The organism is Archangium sp., assembly GCF_036388035.1.
Classification (GTDB): Bacteria; Myxococcota; Myxococcia; order Myxococcales; family Myxococcaceae; genus Archangium.
The window spans coordinates 1-17161 of record NZ_DASVSO010000920.1; the positions used below are offsets into that span (position 1 = coordinate 1).

The 17161-nt window shown below is 70.9% G+C and carries 18 protein-coding genes and 1 pseudogene; 12 read left to right on the forward strand and 7 right to left on the reverse strand.

The window, feature by feature from the left end:
- Positions 1–12: 12 nt before the first annotated feature.
- The 3 genes from VF697_RS38015 to VF697_RS38025 all read right to left on the reverse strand — a co-directional run bounded on the left by VF697_RS38015 (position 13) and on the right by VF697_RS38025 (position 4903).
- Positions 13–1434: a hypothetical protein gene (locus VF697_RS38015; protein WP_331102874.1), complete on the reverse strand. Its 1422-nt coding sequence runs from the start codon at positions 1432–1434 to the stop codon at positions 13–15.
- A gap of 41 nt (positions 1435–1475) precedes the next feature.
- A complete protein-coding gene (locus VF697_RS38020; protein WP_331102875.1) occupies positions 1476–2501 on the reverse strand; it encodes a hypothetical protein in 1026 nt (341 codons plus the stop codon).
- A gap of 269 nt (positions 2502–2770) precedes the next feature.
- Positions 2771–4903, reverse strand: a complete 2133-nt coding sequence (locus VF697_RS38025) for an ATP-binding protein (RefSeq protein ID WP_331102890.1) — start codon at positions 4901–4903, stop codon at positions 2771–2773.
- Between the two features lie 162 nt (positions 4904–5065).
- On the opposite strand from VF697_RS38025, the gene VF697_RS38030 reads away from it, so the two are divergent.
- A complete protein-coding gene (locus VF697_RS38030) occupies positions 5066–5584 on the forward strand; it encodes a GNAT family N-acetyltransferase (protein WP_331102876.1) in 519 nt (172 codons plus the stop codon).
- On the opposite strand, the gene VF697_RS38035 is transcribed toward VF697_RS38030, so the two are convergent.
- Positions 5566–6540 carry a CPBP family intramembrane glutamic endopeptidase gene (locus tag VF697_RS38035; protein WP_331102877.1) on the reverse strand — a complete coding sequence of 325 codons (975 nt, stop codon included), beginning with the start codon at positions 6538–6540 and terminating at the stop codon, positions 5566–5568. The two genes, VF697_RS38030 and VF697_RS38035, sit on opposite strands and share 19 nt — an antisense overlap.
- A 163-nt stretch (positions 6541–6703) precedes the next feature.
- On the opposite strand from VF697_RS38035, the gene VF697_RS38040 reads away from it, so the two are divergent.
- The 8 genes from VF697_RS38040 (at position 6704) to ychF (ending at position 13137) form a co-directional block, all read left to right on the forward strand.
- Complete coding sequence (locus VF697_RS38040) at positions 6704–7657, forward strand: hypothetical protein (protein ID WP_331102878.1); 954 nt, start codon at positions 6704–6706, stop codon at positions 7655–7657.
- A 5-nt stretch (positions 7658–7662) separates the two neighbouring features.
- Complete coding sequence (locus VF697_RS38045) at positions 7663–9090, forward strand: putative metal-binding motif-containing protein (protein WP_331102879.1); 1428 nt, start codon at positions 7663–7665, stop codon at positions 9088–9090.
- Between the two features lie 144 nt (positions 9091–9234).
- Entirely contained in the window at positions 9235–9498 is a 264-nt protein-coding gene (locus VF697_RS38050) for an AtpZ/AtpI family protein (protein WP_331102880.1), read from the forward strand.
- Positions 9495–9893: a hypothetical protein gene (locus tag VF697_RS38055; protein ID WP_331102881.1), complete on the forward strand. Its 399-nt coding sequence runs from the start codon at positions 9495–9497 to the stop codon at positions 9891–9893. The genes VF697_RS38050 and VF697_RS38055 overlap by 4 nt, the downstream gene beginning before the upstream one ends.
- Positions 9893–10927 carry a F0F1 ATP synthase subunit A gene (gene atpB / locus VF697_RS38060; protein WP_331102882.1) on the forward strand — a complete coding sequence of 345 codons (1035 nt, stop codon included), beginning with the start codon at positions 9893–9895 and terminating at the stop codon, positions 10925–10927. The genes VF697_RS38055 and atpB overlap by 1 nt, the downstream gene beginning before the upstream one ends.
- Positions 10928–11068: 141 nt before the next feature.
- On the forward strand, positions 11069–11299 hold the full coding sequence (locus VF697_RS38065; RefSeq protein ID WP_047854685.1) for an ATP synthase F0 subunit C: 231 nt from the start codon (positions 11069–11071) through the stop codon (positions 11297–11299).
- Positions 11300–11443: 144 nt separating this feature from the next.
- On the forward strand, positions 11444–11983 hold the full coding sequence (gene atpF / locus VF697_RS38070; protein WP_331102883.1) for a F0F1 ATP synthase subunit B: 540 nt from the start codon (positions 11444–11446) through the stop codon (positions 11981–11983).
- A gap of 44 nt (positions 11984–12027) precedes the next feature.
- Positions 12028–13137, forward strand: coding sequence for a redox-regulated ATPase YchF (ychF, locus tag VF697_RS38075; protein ID WP_331102884.1), 1110 nt, complete (start codon positions 12028–12030; stop codon positions 13135–13137).
- Between the two features lie 87 nt (positions 13138–13224).
- Here ychF and VF697_RS38080 read toward each other — a convergent pair whose 3' ends face one another.
- Positions 13225–13503: a hypothetical protein gene (locus tag VF697_RS38080; RefSeq protein ID WP_331102885.1), complete on the reverse strand. Its 279-nt coding sequence runs from the start codon at positions 13501–13503 to the stop codon at positions 13225–13227.
- 195 nt (positions 13504–13698) lie between these two features.
- On the opposite strand from VF697_RS38080, the gene VF697_RS38085 reads away from it, so the two are divergent.
- Positions 13699–14199, forward strand: coding sequence for a hypothetical protein (locus tag VF697_RS38085; RefSeq protein WP_331102886.1), 501 nt, complete (start codon positions 13699–13701; stop codon positions 14197–14199).
- Between the two features lie 110 nt (positions 14200–14309).
- Positions 14310–15122, forward strand: a complete 813-nt coding sequence (locus tag VF697_RS38090; protein WP_331102887.1) for a protocatechuate 3,4-dioxygenase — start codon at positions 14310–14312, stop codon at positions 15120–15122.
- An 11-nt stretch (positions 15123–15133) separates the two neighbouring features.
- Here the strand turns inward: VF697_RS38090 and VF697_RS38095 are convergent, their stop codons facing one another.
- Complete coding sequence (locus VF697_RS38095) at positions 15134–16141, reverse strand: aromatic ring-hydroxylating dioxygenase subunit alpha (protein ID WP_331102888.1); 1008 nt, start codon at positions 16139–16141, stop codon at positions 15134–15136.
- Positions 16142–16277: 136 nt separating this feature from the next.
- On the opposite strand from VF697_RS38095, the gene VF697_RS38100 reads away from it, so the two are divergent.
- The gene (locus VF697_RS38100; protein ID WP_331102889.1) at positions 16278–16934 is read left to right on the forward strand and encodes a TetR/AcrR family transcriptional regulator; all 657 of its coding nucleotides are present in this window, start codon (positions 16278–16280) and stop codon (positions 16932–16934) included.
- On the opposite strand, the pseudogene VF697_RS38105 reads toward VF697_RS38100, so the two are convergent.
- Positions 16931–17161 (reverse strand): annotated as a pseudogene (locus tag VF697_RS38105) (hypothetical protein); the annotation flags it as partial. The gene VF697_RS38100 and the pseudogene VF697_RS38105 overlap by 4 nt on opposite strands.

Genomic DNA, 17161 nt, shown 5'->3' on the forward strand with positions numbered 1-17161 from the left:
CCCACCCGGGGGCTACCGCCCGGGGTTGCGGGGCCGGCCCGGGGAGGTGCCACGGGCCGGCGTGGCCTGGGCGGGCTTCTGGGAGGCGTCGACCTTCAGGTCCGCGAACCGGCCCTCGCGCTCCAGGCGGAAGAGGTCCTCGTCGGTGACGAACTCCTGCTTGAGCAGCTCGCGCGCGCGCTTCACCTTGGCGAGCAGCACCGGATCCGTCACGGGGTTGCTGTTCTCCCGGGTGGGCTTGGGCGGCGGCCGCATGATGGAGAAGGTGCCGCGCGCGCGGTGCCCGTCGGCGCTGATGCCCTCCAGGGCGTAGGTGATGGCGAAGACGTCGGGCTCGGCCTTCGTGTCGAAGGTGACCTTCACCTCGGCGCCCTTGCCCTCGGGGACCTCGCTCACCGGGAGCGAGGCGACGTCCACCTGCTCCGGGGGCGGAGGCCCCTCCTTGTTGCCGTGGAAGGCGCGGATGGTGGTGACCTTCGTGAGCTGCACCGGCCCGCGGAAGCGGTGGTAGAGGCGGAAGCTCTGCCGCACCACGCCGTCCTCGTCGAGCACGGGGAAGCGCGGCGTGCCCACGGCGAGCAGCGTGACGATGCCCTTCTTGTCGAAGTTCTCGAAGGAGGTGTTGAGCACCTGGAGCGAGGAGCGCCCCGTCGCCTTCTGGCCCACGGCGTCGTAGGCGTCCACGCGCACGAGGTGCTGGCTGTACATGCTGTCGGCGCCCGTCTTGCCCAGCAGGGTGTGCGAGACGGTGGGGACGGTGGTGGTCTGCGTCGTCTCGTCGTCGAAGGTCCACACGTAGCGCACGGGGACGAAGGGCCTGGGCGCGGGCTGGCCGGGCCGCACGGGCCGCTCCGCCACCTTGGCGAGGAACTCGAAGTCGTCCTCGGAGTTGGGCTGCCGCCGCGACAGGACGTGGACGAGCCGCTCGGGCTCGCACTCCTTCACCTGGTAGGTGGGGATGGGGACGGTGACGGCCACGTTGTCCTTGGTGAACACCGTGACGGTGGGAATCTCGTAGGTGCCGTCGTCATTGCGCCAGACGCGCAGGGGCATGCGCTGGCCGGTGCCGCTGCCCACCGTGTAGTGCAGGTAGGCATCATGGCCGTCCGGGGTGTGGGCGCGCACGGAGATGAGGTTCTCCTCGCCGGAGCACACCTCCTGCTTCTCCACTCGAATCTCATCCACGATGGGCGGAGCGGGCCTGGGGGCCGCGGCGGGAGCGGCCTTCGGAGGCGTCGCCGTGGCGGCCAGGGCCGGGGGCGGAGCGTCCTCGGAGGCTTCGTGGGCGCGCGTCGCGGCCTGGGAATCGGGGGCCTCCGGCGCCGGCCCGCCCCGGGAGAGGAGCCAGCCGACGAGCCCCCCGAGGGCGAGCAGCGCGAGCAGCAGCACCGGGCGCCAGGGACGGTGAGAGCGGTTCTCGGGGATTGACGTCATCGCGTGGGGCTCCTCTCCGGTTCAGGGGAATGCGGGGTGGACTACTGCCAGCAGCCGTAGACGTTGCCGCCCGAGTTCCACTGGAGCTGGTGCGAGTAGTCCGGGCCCCAGATGGTGTTGTCGAGCGGATGGACGCCCCAGCCGCCGATGCGATCCGGGCTGATGGAGGTGGCGGTGGTGTTGGGGTCGTCGCGCACGCCCTTCCAGGGCCTGGCGTCGGCGTTGTCGCACTGGTTGGTGGACATGCAGTTGGCCACCTGGTTACCGGCGTTGCCGCACACGTTGTAGAAGGGGCAGGCCACGGTGAGCAGCGCGTTGGTGAACCAGCCGAGTGACTCCTTGCACTCGTTGAAGACGCCCGTGTAGAGCGAGTTGGCCGCGTTGGCGATCTGCGAGTGCTCGTAGGTGTGCGGCGTCACCACGCCCCGGCCCGCGTAGGTGTGCGCGTAGGCCATGAAGGTGGAGCAGACGATGCCCTCGTTCATCGCGCCGCCTGGAATCTCGTGGGCGCTCTCCAGGTCCCGGTACTGGAAGAGCGAGTAGTTGACGCGGTAGCCGTTGCGCAACGGCCGGTCGATCCACTGCTCCCTGTCGACCCGGGAGCGGTCGCTGGTGTAGGCGTGGTTGAACCAGAGCGAGTCACCGATGAGGGCCGCCTGGGCGGGGTCCCCCTGCTGCCAGCCCGTCCACTCGGCGGGGGCGCCCGGCTCGTAGATGTAGCTGTAGATGCCGCCCTGGTTGAGCTGCTCGAGGCCCGGGTAGCCGTAGCGGAGCTGGCCGCTGTGGATGGGCTTGGTGCACACGCCCGGCCAGCTCGTCTGCTCCGGGTTCTTCATGGTGGCGTGGGACACGCCCGCGCCCGGCCCATGCGAGAGCATCGAGTGCGTGCGGTACTCCCCGATGGCGTCCAGCACGTTGCGGATGGGACCGGGGCCGCGGTTGAACACCACCGCCCCATTGGGGGCGTTCCAGCCGGCGGACGTCCAGCCACACTCCCCGGAGGCCTGGGCGCTTCCCCCCAGCATCAGCGCGGACAAAGCGACACTTCCTGCGAGCAGACGACGCATCAAGACACCTCCCGGTGGACGGGATGGGAGCTCGGGGGTCGGGTCCGGCGCCAGCATGCCTTCACCCAGGCCGCGACAGGGGCGCCGGCCGCGCCGAGCAACAGAGCGATGCCTGGGGATTCGTCGTTCTAGGGCTCCGTTTTTCCATTGGCCAGGGACCGCCGGGGAGATTCCTGGACAAACACCGGAGAGTGTTTTCCGCGCGGCGCGGGAGCGTGCGCTAGCGGACAGGGAAAGGGCGAGAAGGCAGGCGAGGGAGCGAGCCCTCGCTAGCCCGCCTGCGAGGCCACGGCCTCTGGCGCCAGCGGGAGCACGAGCCGGAAGGTGGTGCCGCCGCCGGGAGGTGACTCGAGGGTGATGCGCCCGGAGTGGGTCTTCAGGGTGCGCTGGACGATGGCGAGGCCGAGGCCGGTGCCGGTGGCCTTGGTGGTGAAGAAGGGTTTGAAGAGTTGCTCGCGCAACTCCAGGGGGATGCCCGGGCCGGTGTCGGTGAACTCCACGAGGGCGCCGGGGTGCTCGGAGCAGCGGCGGGCCGCCACGCGCAGGGTGCCGCCCTGGGGCATGGCCTGCACGGCGTTGATGGCGAGGTTGAGGAAGGCCTGCCGCATCATCCGCTCGTCCACCGGTACCGGGGGGACGTCCTGCTCCAGCGCCCACTCCACGCGCACGCGCGTCTGCCCGCTCGTCGCCGTGCGGACGGCCTCCTGGAGGAGCGGCTCCAGCGGGACGGGCTGCAGGTCGGGGGAGGGCGGGCGCGCGAAGTCGAGCAGGTCGTCGACCATCCGGTTGAGGCGGTTGGCCTCCTCCTCGACGATGGCGATGAGGGTGTGGTTGGAGTCGGTGGGCTCGACGTAGCGGCGCAGGGTGGCCAGGACGTTGAAGATGGCGCCCAGGGGGTTGCGCACCTCGTGGGCCACGATGGCGGACAGCTCGCCGAGTGCGGCCAGGCGCTCGCTCTCCACGAGCTGCTCCTGCGCGTGCTTCAGCTCCGCGTGGAGGCGGGCGAGCTCCTCGACGCGCCCGCGCACCTCCTGCAGCAGCCGGTGGGACTCGATGGCGGCGGCGAAGTGCGAGCCCATGGCCTGCAGCGTCTCCAGCTCCAGGTCGGAGAGGATGCGGTGGTGGCTGAAGGTGATGACGAGCCCGCCCACCATGCGCGAGCGCACCTGCAGGGGGACGATGGCGGCGGAGGCGCGGCCGGCGCGCCGCATGTCCTCGCGCGCCGGGTCGGGGAAGTCCTCGGCGTGCAGCACCCGGGGCAGGCCCTCCTCCATCACCTGCCGGATCATGGCGCCGAACAGGGGACGGCGCCGGTAGGGGCGCACCGCCTCCTCGGTGGCGCCGGAGGACCAGACCATCTCCAGCTCGTCGGGATCCTCGGTGCGCAGGGTGATGAGCACCGCGGCGCAGCGCAGCAGCCCGAAGATTTCCCGCGTGCCCGGCTCGAAGAAGGCGCGGGGCTCCGGGGCGGTGGCGGCCACCTCGGCCAGCCGGTTGAGCGCGGCGAGCGCGGTGTTGCGCATGGACAGGCGGGAGATGGTGCGCGCGGCCTCCAGCGCGGCGGACACCTGGGCGGCGAAGAGGCGCAGCGAGGGCTGCTCCTCCTCGCGCAACCAGTCGGCGGCCACCACGAGCAGCGCCCGGGGCGCGCCCTCCAGATCGATGCGGACACAGATGGTGCGCAGCGGCTCCACCCGGCTCAGGTGGGAGCGGACCGGCTCGGCCCAGTCCTGGTCCACGAACCGGGACGCCTCCCAGGCGAAGTCATCCGCGTAGGCGGAGCCCTCCCGCCACGCCCGCTCCAGCACGGGGGACCAGCGGCCCCGCACGTCCACCAGGTGCTGGCCGGTGAGGCGCGCCTGGCCGGCGGACGCCCCGGTGGCCACGAAGGCGTGGCCCAGCCACACCTTGTCGCCGTCCGGCACGAGGTAGCCATAGGACAGCTCCAGCTCGGCGAGGCCCTCGAAGACGCGGCGGAGCACCTCGTCCTCGGCGTGGATGCCGGGCAGGGAGGCGCCGAGCGAGGCCATGCGCTGCAGCAGTTGGCGGTGGGCCAGCCGGCCGGAGAGGTCTCGCACCAGCACCACGGTGTCCGGCCCGCTCAGGGCGATGGTGAACTCCACGCGGCGCTCGCCGGTGGAGGTGCATAGCACCGCCTCGTACGACTCCGGTACCCGCTCCCCGCGCCGCCGCCGCGCGTGCCGCTCGACGATGAAGGGGGCCTGTTGCGCCGACAGCAGCGGCACGTACGACTTACCAATCACCTCTTCGCGAGGCTGGCCGACCAGTCCGAGGAAGGCCGCGTTGGCGTACACGACGAGGCTGTCGCGGATGACGCACAGCGCGAAAGGCAGCGTCTCGAAATGATGGTACGGGGCCCCCCCCGCTCCGTCGTGCGTCATCACAGAGGGGGAGGATGACACCCAGGCCGGGTCGGGGGGAAGCGGGCCCCTGCGTTTTCATGCGCTCCGTCCGTCCGCCCTTGGCGTATCGGGAGCGGGCGCGGTGCACGCGCCTGGGGCGGACGCTTGACCCGGGTGGGCTCGCGGTGAGGAGGATGGGCCGTGGAGACCCTCATCCGACGCGCGGTCCCCGAGGATGCCGAGGGCATCACCCGGGCGCACATCCAGAGCTGGCGCACCAGCTACCGGGACATCCTCCCGGGGGAGCTGCTCGACGGGCTCGATTTCGAGCAGCGGCTCGCCGGCTGGCGTCAGGGCCTCGCGGACCCCGAGGCGGTGATCTTCGTCGCGGTGGAGCCGGGCCGCGAGCACCTCGTGGGGTTCTGCGTCGTGGGGAAGAACCGGGCCCCTCCCGAGTCGCTCCCGGGCTTCGCGGGCGAGCTGCACGCCCTCTATCTGGTGGAGGAGGCCAAGCGCAGGGGCGTGGGCCGAGCGCTGTTCCAGCACGGGGCGCACTGGCTGCGGGACAAGGGGCTCGTGCCCTTCCTCCTGTGGGTGCTGAAGGACAACGCCCCGGCCCGGGGCTTCTACGAGCGGTGCGGGGGCACGCTCGCGGGCGAGGCGCCGGTGGAGATCGGCGGCCGCTCCTACCAGAAGGTGGCCTACGCCTGGACGGCGTGAGTGCCCTCGGACGGAGGGGTGGCGCGGGCCTCACCGGAGTCGCGCACGGGGAGCCGCCGGGTGAGGACGAGCACCCCCACGAGCGCGGCGAGCACCAGCCACCCGGGCCAGCCGGTGAGGCCCACCTTCGCGGTGTCGATCGGCGTCCCCGCGTGGCCGACGAGCAGGACGAGGGCGCCCAGGCCGTTGATGGAGCCGTGGGCGAGGACCGCGGGCCAGATGCTGCCGGTGGCCAGCCGCATCCACCCCAGGAGGATGCCGAGCAGCACGCACACCCCGGTGAAGAGGAAGACCCCGAGCACGCGGTGCTGGGCGTAGTTGTAGCCGAGCAGGTTGATGGGGGCATGCCACAGGCCCCAGATGACGCCGCTGAGCACGAGCGCGCGCCACTGGCCGAGCGGCAGCAGTCGCGGCAGCAGGTAGCCGCGCCAGCCCCACTCCTCACCGAAGATGACGGGGGCGTTGAGGAAGGGGGCCAGCACCAGGGCCTGCACCACCTGGAGGGCGAGCAGCGTGGGGAGGCCGAGCTTCTCCACCGCGGCGCGGGCCTCGGCGGGGAGCTGCTCGAGGGTCGCACGCAAGCCGGACAGCCCGGTGAAGTCGAACGCCTGGGGGTAGAAGAGGGCGGAGAGGAGGAGGGCCGCGAGCACCACCATGGGGGTGCCGAGCACCGCCAGCAGGAGGAAGCGCCACCGGTGTTGGCCGAGCCCCAGGCCCGTGTCCCGCGCGAGGGAGGGAAGGGGCGAGAGCCAGCGGGCGACGAGGAGGGTGGCCACGGCGGGGCCGAACATGGAGACGCCGGCCGCCAGGCGGAAGGCGAGCACGGGGGCTTTCTCCGCGTCGGTGCCGTAGGCCAGCACGAAGCCGAGGATGCAGAGCCAGGAGAAGCCGTAGGCGATGGCGGTGAAGGCGGCGATGCCGCGCGTATCGAGCCGGGAGGCAGGGGGGGTGTTCATCGTGGGGACTCCGAGGCGTCAGTGCTCGCGCACGGGCGAGGCGGAGAGCAGGAGGAAGTAGAGAGACGCTCATCGAAATTCAAGTGAAGAAGCACTCCGCGAACCTGACGGGGACGCGTCCCCGAGTGGGTCCCCCCGTGTCCCTGCGCTACAGTGCGCCGCCGTGAAGCGACTCCCCCTCCTGTGCCTCCTCTTGTGCCTTCCCTTGCCCGCCGCCGCGGCGGAGCGGCTCGCGGTGCGACTGCAGCATGGGGGCAGCCTGGGCGCGGCGGAGGCGGAGCGGGTGCTCGAGGGGGCCGAGGCCATGGCCCGGGAGCTGACGGGCCTCACCGTCACGCGAGTGGCGGAGGGGCTCCTCACGGGCCGCTGTGGCACGGAGGACTCGTGCCTGCGCGCGGTGGCGGCGGAGGCGCGCACGGAGCACGTGCTGGTGCTGGGCTGGGTGCCGAGGCGCCCGGGCACGGGGGACGTGGACCTGGCCTGGGTGGACACGGTGCGCGGGGTGGTGGCGCGGCGAGCGGAGGGGGGGCTCTCGCCGACGACGCTCGCGAGGGACCTCCGCCCGGCGGTGGCGGCGCTGATGCCGGCCTTCGCGCGCCGGGGCTGGGGCGGCCTGGTGGTGCCGGGCACGGTGCGGCTGCGCGTGGACGGGCGGATGCTGGCCGAGCCGGGCGAGGTGGTGGCGCTGACGGCGGGGCCGCACGAGGTGGACCTGCTGTTGCCCTCGGGCGAGGCGGCCCTCTCCCGCGAGCAGGTGCCGGAGGGCGCGCGCCTGCGCCTGGAGCCCGGGCCGGGAGCCCTGGCGCGGACGGGGACCTCCGGGGCTCCCAGGGGCAAGGGGCTGCGGACGGCCTCCTACGTCACCTTCAGCCTGGGGGCGCTCGCGGTGGCGGGCTCGCTGGTGGCCGGCGGGCTGTCCCGGGGCGCCCTGCGCGAGCTGGAGGCCTGTGAGGGCCGCCAGCGCGACTGCACCGCCTTCCCCTCGGCGAGCTCGGCCCATGCGCAGGCCGGACGCTACGCGCGCACGGGCAACGTGCTGCTCGGCGCGGGCGCGGGCCTCACCACGGTGGGCGCCGGCCTCTTCGTCTTCGACCTCCTCTCCACCGACTCCGAGTAGTCCCCATGCCCCCCACTGTCCGCCGCGTCCGTGCAGCCCTCCTCGCCCTCGGTGCGTGCACCGCGGTGGCCCTCGCCTGTTACGAGGTGCCCACGGTCCGCGACTACTACACCTGCGCCGAGGACGCGGAGTGTGGGGACGGCGGCTTCGTCTGTGACGACGGGGTGTGCTGCCGCGAGCGGGAGGCGCCGGTGTGCATCGGCCGGGTGCTGGACGGGGGCACGTGCCTGGACGGAGGCACGCCCACGCTCTTCTTCGAGGACCTGGACGAGGACAGCTTCGGCAACCTCACCCGGCCGCTCTACCGCTGCACGGTGCCCCAGTCGGTGCCGACGGCCACCAACAGCGGCGACTGCAACGACAACCCCACAGCGGGAGGCCGCCTCTTCTTCCCGGGTGCCCCCGAGCAGTGCGACGGCTTCGACAACGACTGCGACGGCGTCATCGACGACGGGCTCGACGGGGGCAGCTACTACCCGGACCAGGACAACGACACGTTCGGCGACACCTCGCAGGCCACCGTGTTCTGCCAGCCGCCGGCCGGGTGGGTGGCCAGCCTGGGGGACTGCAAGCCGCGCAACGGGGCCATCCACCCCAACGCCGAGGAGCGCTGCAACGGCGTGGACGACAACTGCAACGACCTCATCGACGAGAACGTGCAGCCCACCTGGTACCGGGACCAGGACCGGGATGGCTTCGGCCGCAAGGAGCTGAGCCAGCAGTCGTGCACCCAGCCCGGCGGGTACGTGAGCAACGCGCTCGACTGCCGGGATGACGATGCCAACAAGCACCCGGACGCGCCCGACCTCTGCAACGGCGTGGATGACGATTGCGACCAGCGGGTGGACGAGCGTCCCGACTGCGGCGGGCCGCTGAACCTGCTCGACCTGGCCTCCACCGGGGCCCGGGGCGCCCTCAATGCCCGACGCGGCTACAGCGGTGCCCCTCCGGGCTGCCTGAAGGACGTGGACGGGGGCATCCCCGAGTCCTTCTCCGCGGCCAACGTGTGGAGCGCCAACGGCCCCTCCACCCACGTCCTCTGGTTCGAGGCCTCCGGCACCTGGGACCTCACCCGCTCCCCCAATGCCCTGGGTATGGCCTTCACCCACACCATGAGTGGCAACCCCGAGGGCATCTCGGCCTGGTCGCCGCATTGGCAGCCCGTCGTCATGCTGTGCAGCGACACGGGCTTCACCCGGTACGTGCCGAGGATGGACGCGGGAACCAGTCATCCCCCCCTGCTGCCCTACGGGGGAGCCCCGGTGGACACCTCGGTGGCGATCGGCCAGGGGAACGTCGGCGGGTGGGTGGAGGTCAACTCCAACCTGGATCTGCGGCACGTGAAGCGGGTGGAGATCCTCCTGCAGCCCAACGACGCGGGCACCTCCTCCATCTCCTTCAACGCCCGCTTCAGCAAGCTGGGCTTCCAGTAACCGCAACCCTTCTTATAGGTGGACGGCCTCTTTACGAGCGTGGCGGTTGCGTGCCGCGCACCTTCAATGTTAAGCGGCGCCCGCGCGTAGGACGGGTGGGGTGGGCGGCGAAGGAAACCCGTGGTTTTCCCGAGGGTTGTCGGTATGGCGGAGAAGGAGCCAGGGAAAGACACGGAAGGCAGCGAGCTGTCGGAGACGGCTCGGCAGATGCGGGCGGCGGAGCCGTACATCGCCGCGGTGTGGAAGCTGGTGGGCGGGGCGGTGGTGGGGGTGCTGGGCGGCTACGCCCTGGACAAGGGGTTGGGGACGTCGCCCTGGTTCTTGCTGGGGCTGAGCCTGGTGGGGATCTCCGTGGGCTTCTACGGGTTCCTCAACGAGATGGCTCGGCTGGGGAAGCGGAAGCGGTGAAGGAACAGGGCGCGGAGGCCTTCCGGCTGCATGCCGGACTGTCGGCGGTGGTGGCGGTGGTGGGACTGGCGGTGGCGGCGCTGGCGCCCAAGGTGCCGGAGGCGCGGCTGTCCGCGGTGATTGGGGTGGCGCTGGCGGCGGTGACGGGGGCGGTGGGGCTGGTGCTCAAGCGGCGGGCGTTGCGCAAGGACCTGAACGCGGCGCTGAAGGTGGTAGGAGTGGTGTTCGGGATGCGGGCGGTGGGCGTGGTAGTGGGGCTGCTGTGGGTGGTGGAGCGAGGGTTGGGCGCGGTGGCGTTCGTGGCCGGTTTCTTCGGCACCTACTTCGCGCTGCAGTGGATTGAAGTGAGCTACGTGATGGCCGCGTCTCGGGGCGCGGCGGGCGGAGACGAGTGATGCGCAAGGCAATGGTTCTCTTCGTCGGGCTGGTCGCCAGCGTGGCCTTCGCCAGCGAGCCGGCGGAAGGCGAGAAGGAGGACGTGGCGGGCTACATCCTCCACCACGTGTCGGACTCGCCGGAGTACGAGTTCGAGATTCCCCTCAGCCACAACCACGTCGCCATCCACCTGCCGCGGATCTTCATCCCGCTGAAGGCGGGGGCCTGCGAGCCGCAGGAGACGTCGCACGGCATGGCCGTCCCCGGCCTGGGCGCCGGCTGCCTGGACCTCTCCATCTCCAAGCACACGGTGATGATGTGGCTGGCGGCGCTGCTGCTCATCGGCTCGCTGCTCATCTGGAGCAACCGGGACAAGACGAAGCTGGTGCCCCGTGGCTCCGCGGCCAACCTCTTCGAGATGCTCGTCCTCTTCGTGCGTGACGAGCTGGCCATCAAGAACATCGGCAAGGAGGAGGGCCCGCGCTACACGCCCTACCTGCTCACCGCGTTTTTCTTCATCCTCTTCATGAACCTGCTGGGCCTGTTCCCCTGGATGGCGAGCGCCACGGGCAACATCGCCGTCACGTGCGGCCTGGCCCTGTGCACCTTCGTCATGACGCAGGTCGCCGGCATCCGCGCCGCGGGCCTGGGCGGCTACCTGGCCCACCTCACCGGCGGCGTGGCCCCCTGGCTGTGGCCCATCATGGTCCCCGTCGAGGTGCTGGGCCTGTTCACCAAGCCCTTCGCGCTCACCATCCGTCTCTTCGCCAACATGCTGGCGGGCCACATCGTCATCTTCTTCCTGCTGGGCCTCATCTTCATGCTCGGCCACCCGGCGGTCGCCTTCGTGAGCGTGCCCTTCGCCCTGGGCATCTACCTGCTGGAGCTCTTCGTGGCCTTCGTGCAGGCCTACGTCTTCACCATGCTCTCGGCGCTCTTCATCGGCATGGGCGTGGCCATGGGCCACCACCACGCGCACGCCGACGAGCACGGCGACCACAAGGAGTCGGGCCACAGCCACGACCATGGCAAGGCCCACATGCTGGGCTCCTGAGGTCCCCCCAAGTTACGGGGCTCCCGCGGTGGGGGCCCCGGTGAGTACCCGGCGATTCGAAAGGTCGCCGGAGGTCGTCCAAAAGGGCAGCAACGACCCCCCCACAAGCGGGTCCCCTCCGAAGAAAGAAGAAGCACTCCCATGACCAACGTCGCTCTCGCCTTCCTCGCCGCCGGCATCGGTGCCGGCCTCGCCATCATCGGTGCCGCCCTCGGTATCGGCCGTCTGGCCGCCGCCGCCATGGACGCCACGGGCCGTCAGCCGGCCGCCGGTGGTGACATCCGCACCACCATGATCATCGCCGCGGCCCTCATCGAAGGCGCCACGCTCTTCGCGCTGGTCGTCTGCATCCTCCTCGCCATCAAGACCTGATTCCGGTCGGTGAGTAGGACCCTGGGTCCGGCGCTCGTCCGTGCAGACGGGGGGCGCCGGCCCTCGCATCACCGCAGTGCCGTAGCGCCGTAGCCGTAGAGCCGTTCCCGCCGTACCCCTGACGTCGTACCTGCGAAGGCCGCCATGCTCCTGCCCAACGTTCTCGCCGCCAGCAGCTTCGTGGAGGTCCGCCCGGGCCTCATCTTCTGGACCCTCGTCACCTTCATCATCGTCGCCCTCATCCTGCGCTGGAAGGCCTGGGGCCCCATCCTGGCGCTCGTCGAGGAGCGCGAGAAGCAGATCGCCAGCTCCATCGAGGCGGCCAAGCGCGAGCGCGCCGAGGCCGAGAAGCTGCTCGCCGAGCAGAAGACGGCCATCGCCGAGGCCCGCCGCGAGTCGCAGGAGATGCTCCGCCGCAACCAGCAGGAGGTGGAGCGCTTCCGCGAGGAGCTGATGGCCAAGAGCCGCAAGGAGGCCGAGGAGTTCAAGGCGTCCGCCCAGCGCGAGATCGAGGAGCAGAAGTCCAAGGCCATCGCCGAGGTGAAGGCCATGGCGGTGGACCTGGCCATGGACGTGGCCGGCAAGCTGCTCAACGAGCGCATGGACGACACCAAGCACCGCGCCCTGGCCGAGCAGTTCGTGCAGGGCCTGCCGGGCAAGGGCACGCCCGCGACCCGAGCCTAGTCCCCGGATTTCCGGGTCCGCGTAGAGCTGTTCAGGAATCCAATATGGCGCTTTCCATCGGCATCGTCGGTCTGCCCAACGTGGGCAAGTCCACCCTGTTCAACGCACTCTCGGCAGCGGGGGCCCAGGCGGCCAACTACCCGTTCTGCACCATCGAGCCGAACGTGGGCGTGGTGCCGGTGCCCGACGACCGCTTGGACAAGCTGGCGGCGCTGGTGAAGCCGCTCAAGAAGATTCCGACCTCGCTCGAGTTCGTGGACATCGCGGGCCTGGTGCGCGGCGCCTCGAAGGGTGAGGGACTGGGCAACCAGTTCCTGGGCAACATCCGGCAGGTGGACGCCGTGCTGCACGTGCTGCGCTGCTTCGTGGACGACAACGTCACCCACGTGGAGGGTGGCGTGGACCCGGTGCGAGACCGGGACGTGGTGGACACCGAGCTGTGTCTCAAGGACATGGAGACGGTGGAGAAGCGCCGCGAGCGCTCGCAGAAGAACACCAAGATGGGTGGCAAGGCGGCCGAGGAGGCGAAGGCGGAGCTCGCCATCCTGGACCGCGTGAAGGCGGGGCTGGACTCGGCCATCACCGTGCGCGCGCAGAAGCTGTCGGCCGACGAGCGGGCCGTCCTCAAGGACCTCTTCCTGCTGACGGACAAGCCGGTGTTGTACGTGGCCAACATCAGCGAGAAGCAGATCGGCAAGGAAGACTCCGACCCGATGGTGCAGCGGGTGCGGGAGATGGCGGCCAAGGAGGGGGCGGGCGTGGTGGTGCTGGCCGCGGCGATGGAGGCCGAAATCCAGCAGCTGCCCGAGGAGGAGCGCGCGGGCTTCCTGGAGAGCGCGGGGCTGACGGAGCCGGGCCTGCACAAGGTGGTGCGCGAGGGCTACAAGCTGCTGGGCCTGCAGACGTACTTCACGGTGGGCGAGCAGGAGTGCCGGGCGTGGACCATCCACAAGGGTGACAAGGCGCCGCAGGCGGCGGGCGTCATCCACTCGGACTTCGAGCGCGGCTTCATCAAGGCCGAGGTCATGCGGTGGGAAGACCTCATCAAGCTGGGCAGCGAGTCGGCGGTGAAGGAGAAGGGCCTGCTGCGCGTGGAAGGCAAGGAGTACGTGGTGCAGGACGGCGACTGCATGCACTTCCGCTTCAACGTGTGACGTCTCTCTCGTGAGAGGGTGGGTGAGGGTGCCGAGCGGACCGAGAGCGGTCCCGGCACCCTCTCTCATTTGCGGGCCCGGGCGCTGCTACGCCGGCCCGCGCAGGGCGGTGTAGACCCAGAGGGCGACCGCGAGCGCCGCGACGACGGTGGAGAGCATGGCGGCCCTGCGGGCGCGTCCCGTGTCGTCCGGGAACTGCCGGGCGCGCAGCCACACGCCCCCCACGCGGACGGCGACGAAGAAGGCGAGCAGGGCGACGCCCACCCACTGCCAGCCCGCGGGTCGCATGAGGGCCACGGCCCAGGCGGCGATGAAGGCGACGTTGCCGAGCAGGAGCAGGAGCTGGAGGCGGACGAAGGGGCTCATGGAGGGGTCCGGTAAGGCGCGCGGGGAGCACAGTCCAGCGCATTGTCGGCCGCCGTGCGCCCGGTACGGCCGGCGAGCGTTGGAAACCACGCGGAGCCCGAGTGGATTCAGCCACATCGTCAATGCTCACGGTTGGGCTGCTGGGAGGGCGAGGAAGGTTGAGCCGGCGAGAGACGCCATGGCACCCTCGCGGCCATGGCTTCGCTCCTCGACTCGCTGGAACGCTCGCGCCTTCTGAAGGACCGGGAGGCGGCCCGGGAGCGCTTCAACGACGCGGAGCCGCCCCATGTGTCCCTGCTGCGCCTGTGTGATGCCGGTGTCCTGGAGGGCGGCCTCACCGTCGCGCTCGGTGTGCGGGCCGATGAGCTCGTCGGACCCCTCACGTTGGCCATGGGCGGGGCCGCCCGGCGCTTCAAGGTGGTCGACGTGCGCGAGCGCCCGCGCTTCGAGCTCCACATCCTCGCCGGGGAGACGTCGGAGCGCTGGGAGGTGGAGGACCTCTGGGCGCTCGTCCACAACCTCAATGACCTCTACCGCGAGGCCCCCGACGTGCGCGCCGTCGCCGTGCTCGGGGAGTGGAACGACGCGCTCCAGCTGCTGTGCGTGGACAAGCGCACGCTCCCGCGCCTGCTGCGCGAGCGCTTCTTCGAGCCTCGCAATCGGGACGGGCTGGAGCGCATGACGGAGCGCCGCTAGTGGTCGAAACTCGAACTTAGGAGAGTCTTAAGAATTGCCTCCTACCTTCATCCTTCGGCGGGTTCCGGGCCCTTCCTCAATGGCCCGGTCCCTCTTCGAGAGAGGTGCACGTGAGGCGTGACAAGGAGCTGAAGCAGACCGTGGTCCATCTGCCCCGCCGGACTTTCGTCAAGGGAGTGGGCGCGGCACTGGCCTTGTCTCCGCTGGCGCAGCTGCTGGCGTGTGGACCCGACGAGGGCACGGAGACGGGCGGTGGCACCACGGGGGACGGCACCTGGGCTACCGGCGGCACGGCGGCCATGGCTGGGAACTACGCGGACCCGTTCTCCTCCGGCATCGGGACGACCTGCACGCTGTACAAGGCCTCGACCCTCGGGCCGTGCCACGCGGCCACCGTGGAGCGCAAGGACATCAGCGAGGGCCATGGCGGGCTCCCGGTGCGGCTCGCCTTCCTCATCGTCAACCCCCAGTGCCAGCCGGTGCCGGGCGCCACCCTCGAGCTGTGGCACACCCACCCGAATGGCCTCTACTCGGGGAGCGACGCGTCCAACATGTGCACGAGCGGCGACTCCGCCGCACGCGCGGCCCGGTGGTTCCGCGGTATCCAGACCGCCGATGCGAATGGCCGTGTCGACTTCGACACGTGTTTCCCCGGCTGGTACCGCGGCCGCACCATCCACATCCACTTCACCGTGCGGGTGAACGGGACCGAGTACCTGACCTCCCAGCTCTTCTTCGACGACGCCCTCAACAACGAGATCATCTCGACCCAGGCGGTCTACGGCGCCCGTGGGACCAAGGACACGACGAACACGAGCGACAACGTGCTGCGGCAGAGCGGGCTGACCGACGCCCTCTTCCAGACACGGAAGATGGACGATGGCGCCCTCCTGGCCTGGAAGGCCCTCGTCGTCCACTCCTGACCCCCGGGCGTTCAACTCGCCAGTGACGGGGCCTCGGGGCGGGTGGTTTCGCGCTCGCCCCGCTTCTTGCGCTCCGTGTACCAACGGCGGAAGGCCAGCGTGGCCCGGTCCGTCGCCACGCTGCGCTCCTCGGATGCCGGGGGCACCTCGACCGGGTGGCTCGACTCCACCACCGCCTGGTCCTCGCGCAGGATGCGCGTGTTGAAGCGATCGATGAGGCCCGCGACGGGCTGGAAGCCCAGGAAGTCGCGCGCGCTCGCCAGCATCATCCGCGTGTGGTTCGCGTCCACCGGTATGCACCACATGTGCAGCCTCATGAGGCGCTTGGGAATGGGGATGTGCAGCGCCATGCCATTGGGCCGCAGCCACTCCAGCGAGCCGTCCGAGGGCTGCCCGTCCATGCTCCACGAGGTGCGGAAGCCCGTGGGCGTCGGGTGCACCTCCATCTCCATCCTCGAGTCCGGCTTCATCCTCCGGCGCAGCCCTCCGCCGATGGTGCCCTTGTGCACGAAGGGCAGGTGCGGCGAGTCCAGCATGTTCTCCATTGCCCGCGTCCAGTGCGCGTTCCACGTCTCCGCGTACAGCCACACGTGGGCGCCCTCCTGCTCCAACACCTCCGGCACCAAGGGCTCCTCGGGGGCCTCGGTGCCCGGGCGCGTGTAGAGCCAGATGAGGCCGCCGCGCTCACGCACCGGGAAGGCGGTGGCGGCGAAGCGCTGGCGCTTCTCCTCGGGCATGGGGTTGAGCGGGATGTGCGCACAGGCCCCGCCCGATGCGAAGCGCCAGCCGTGGAAGGGACACTCCAGGCACCCGTCCTTCCCCACCTTCCCCAGCGACAGCTTCACGCCCCGGTGCGGACACTGGTCGTGCAGCGCCGACACCCGGCCCGCGTTGTCCCGGAAGAGCACGATGCGCTCCGAGGCCAGCGTCAGCGCGTAGGGCGCCTTGCCCACCTCGCGCGACATCGCCACCGGCGTCCACACGTCCGCGAAGCCCTCGTCGGCGAAACCCTCCAGCATGCGCTCCTCCCACGTCCAGCGCTCTCGGGATAGAGTATTCAGGTTGGTTTATTTAATTTCAAGTCGAAGTGCGGCGGGCGCGGGGGAACGAGGGGCGTGGAATGGATTCCCTACCCCATGCGAGTTATTCAAGGGCATGGCCCGGGTGAAGGGGAGCCGCAACGCGGACTACGAGAAGGAGCGAGCGCGCCTGCTGGAAGCGGTGCGCGTGCGGCTGCTCGCGCCGGACGGGGCCCAGACGAGCTTCCGCGAGCTGGCCGAGGTGGCCGGGGTGAGCGTGGCCACGCTGCGCCACTACTTCGGCTCGCGCGAGGCGCTGCTGGCGGAGGTGATGGCGGACATGCACCGCCGGGGCCTGCCGTACCTGCTCGCCGCGGCCACCGAGCCCCGGGGCCCGGTGCGCGAGTCCCTCCAGTGGTTCCTCCAGTCGCTCCTCATGGGCTGGCGCATGGGGGTGGGGGCGGTGCACGCCTTTGGCCTCACCGCGAGCGTGGGCCACGAGACGCTGGGCCCCGTGTACGTGCAGGAGTTGCTGGAGCCCACGCTGCAAGCGGCGGAGGCGCGGCTGTCGCGCCACATCGCGGACGGGGAGCTGCGGCGCTGCGACGTGCGCCACGCCGCGCTGGAGCTGGTGTGTCCGGTGGTGCTCGGCCTGCTGCACCAGGTGCAGCTCTCGGGGGCGCGCTGCCGGCCGCTGGACGTGGAGCGCTTCCTGGAGGACCACCTGGAGACGTTCCTCCGGGCCTACGCCGTGTCCCCCGCGCCCGAGTCCCCACGCCCCCGGCGCGGCTAGTCGCCCAAGAGGAGCGCGAGCGTGGCGAGCGTCATCGCCGGGCCCTGCTGCGCGAGCGCGGGCGGGATGGCGAGGACCACGGGCCGCTCGGGCGGGCCCCCACAACTGCGCGAGCCCTGGTAGCCGCCGTCCTCGGTGGCCTTCAAGTCGTAGCCGCACGGGCCCACCGTGCCGGTGAGCTCCTCCCGGCTGAGGCGCAGGTGCGTGAGGTTGCCGGCGAAGGTGCC

Excerpts from the sequence above, each read along its gene's own strand:
- VF697_RS38045 (WP_331102879.1), top strand. The coding sequence starts at position 7,663 with ATGCCCCCCACTGTCCGCCGCGTCCGTGCAGCCCTCCTCGCCCTCGGT.
- VF697_RS38035 (WP_331102877.1), bottom strand. The coding sequence starts at position 6,540 with ATGAACACCCCCCCTGCCTCCCGGCTCGATACGCGCGGCATCGCCGCC.
- VF697_RS38095 (WP_331102888.1), bottom strand. The coding sequence starts at position 16,141 with ATGCTGGAGGGTTTCGCCGACGAGGGCTTCGCGGACGTGTGGACGCCG.
- atpF (WP_331102883.1), top strand. The coding sequence starts at position 11,444 with ATGCTCCTGCCCAACGTTCTCGCCGCCAGCAGCTTCGTGGAGGTCCGC.
- atpB (WP_331102882.1), top strand. The coding sequence starts at position 9,893 with ATGCGCAAGGCAATGGTTCTCTTCGTCGGGCTGGTCGCCAGCGTGGCC.
- VF697_RS38080 (WP_331102885.1), bottom strand. The coding sequence starts at position 13,503 with ATGAGCCCCTTCGTCCGCCTCCAGCTCCTGCTCCTGCTCGGCAACGTC.
- VF697_RS38065 (WP_047854685.1), top strand. The coding sequence starts at position 11,069 with ATGACCAACGTCGCTCTCGCCTTCCTCGCCGCCGGCATCGGTGCCGGC.
- VF697_RS38085 (WP_331102886.1), top strand. The coding sequence starts at position 13,699 with ATGGCTTCGCTCCTCGACTCGCTGGAACGCTCGCGCCTTCTGAAGGAC.
- VF697_RS38020 (WP_331102875.1), bottom strand. The coding sequence starts at position 2,501 with ATGCGTCGTCTGCTCGCAGGAAGTGTCGCTTTGTCCGCGCTGATGCTG.
- VF697_RS38050 (WP_331102880.1), top strand. The coding sequence starts at position 9,235 with ATGGCGGAGAAGGAGCCAGGGAAAGACACGGAAGGCAGCGAGCTGTCG.
- VF697_RS38015 (WP_331102874.1), bottom strand. The coding sequence starts at position 1,434 with ATGACGTCAATCCCCGAGAACCGCTCTCACCGTCCCTGGCGCCCGGTG.
- VF697_RS38025 (WP_331102890.1), bottom strand. The coding sequence starts at position 4,903 with ATGACGCACGACGGAGCGGGGGGGGCCCCGTACCATCATTTCGAGACG.
- VF697_RS38100 (WP_331102889.1), top strand. The coding sequence starts at position 16,278 with ATGGCCCGGGTGAAGGGGAGCCGCAACGCGGACTACGAGAAGGAGCGA.
- ychF (WP_331102884.1), top strand. The coding sequence starts at position 12,028 with ATGGCGCTTTCCATCGGCATCGTCGGTCTGCCCAACGTGGGCAAGTCC.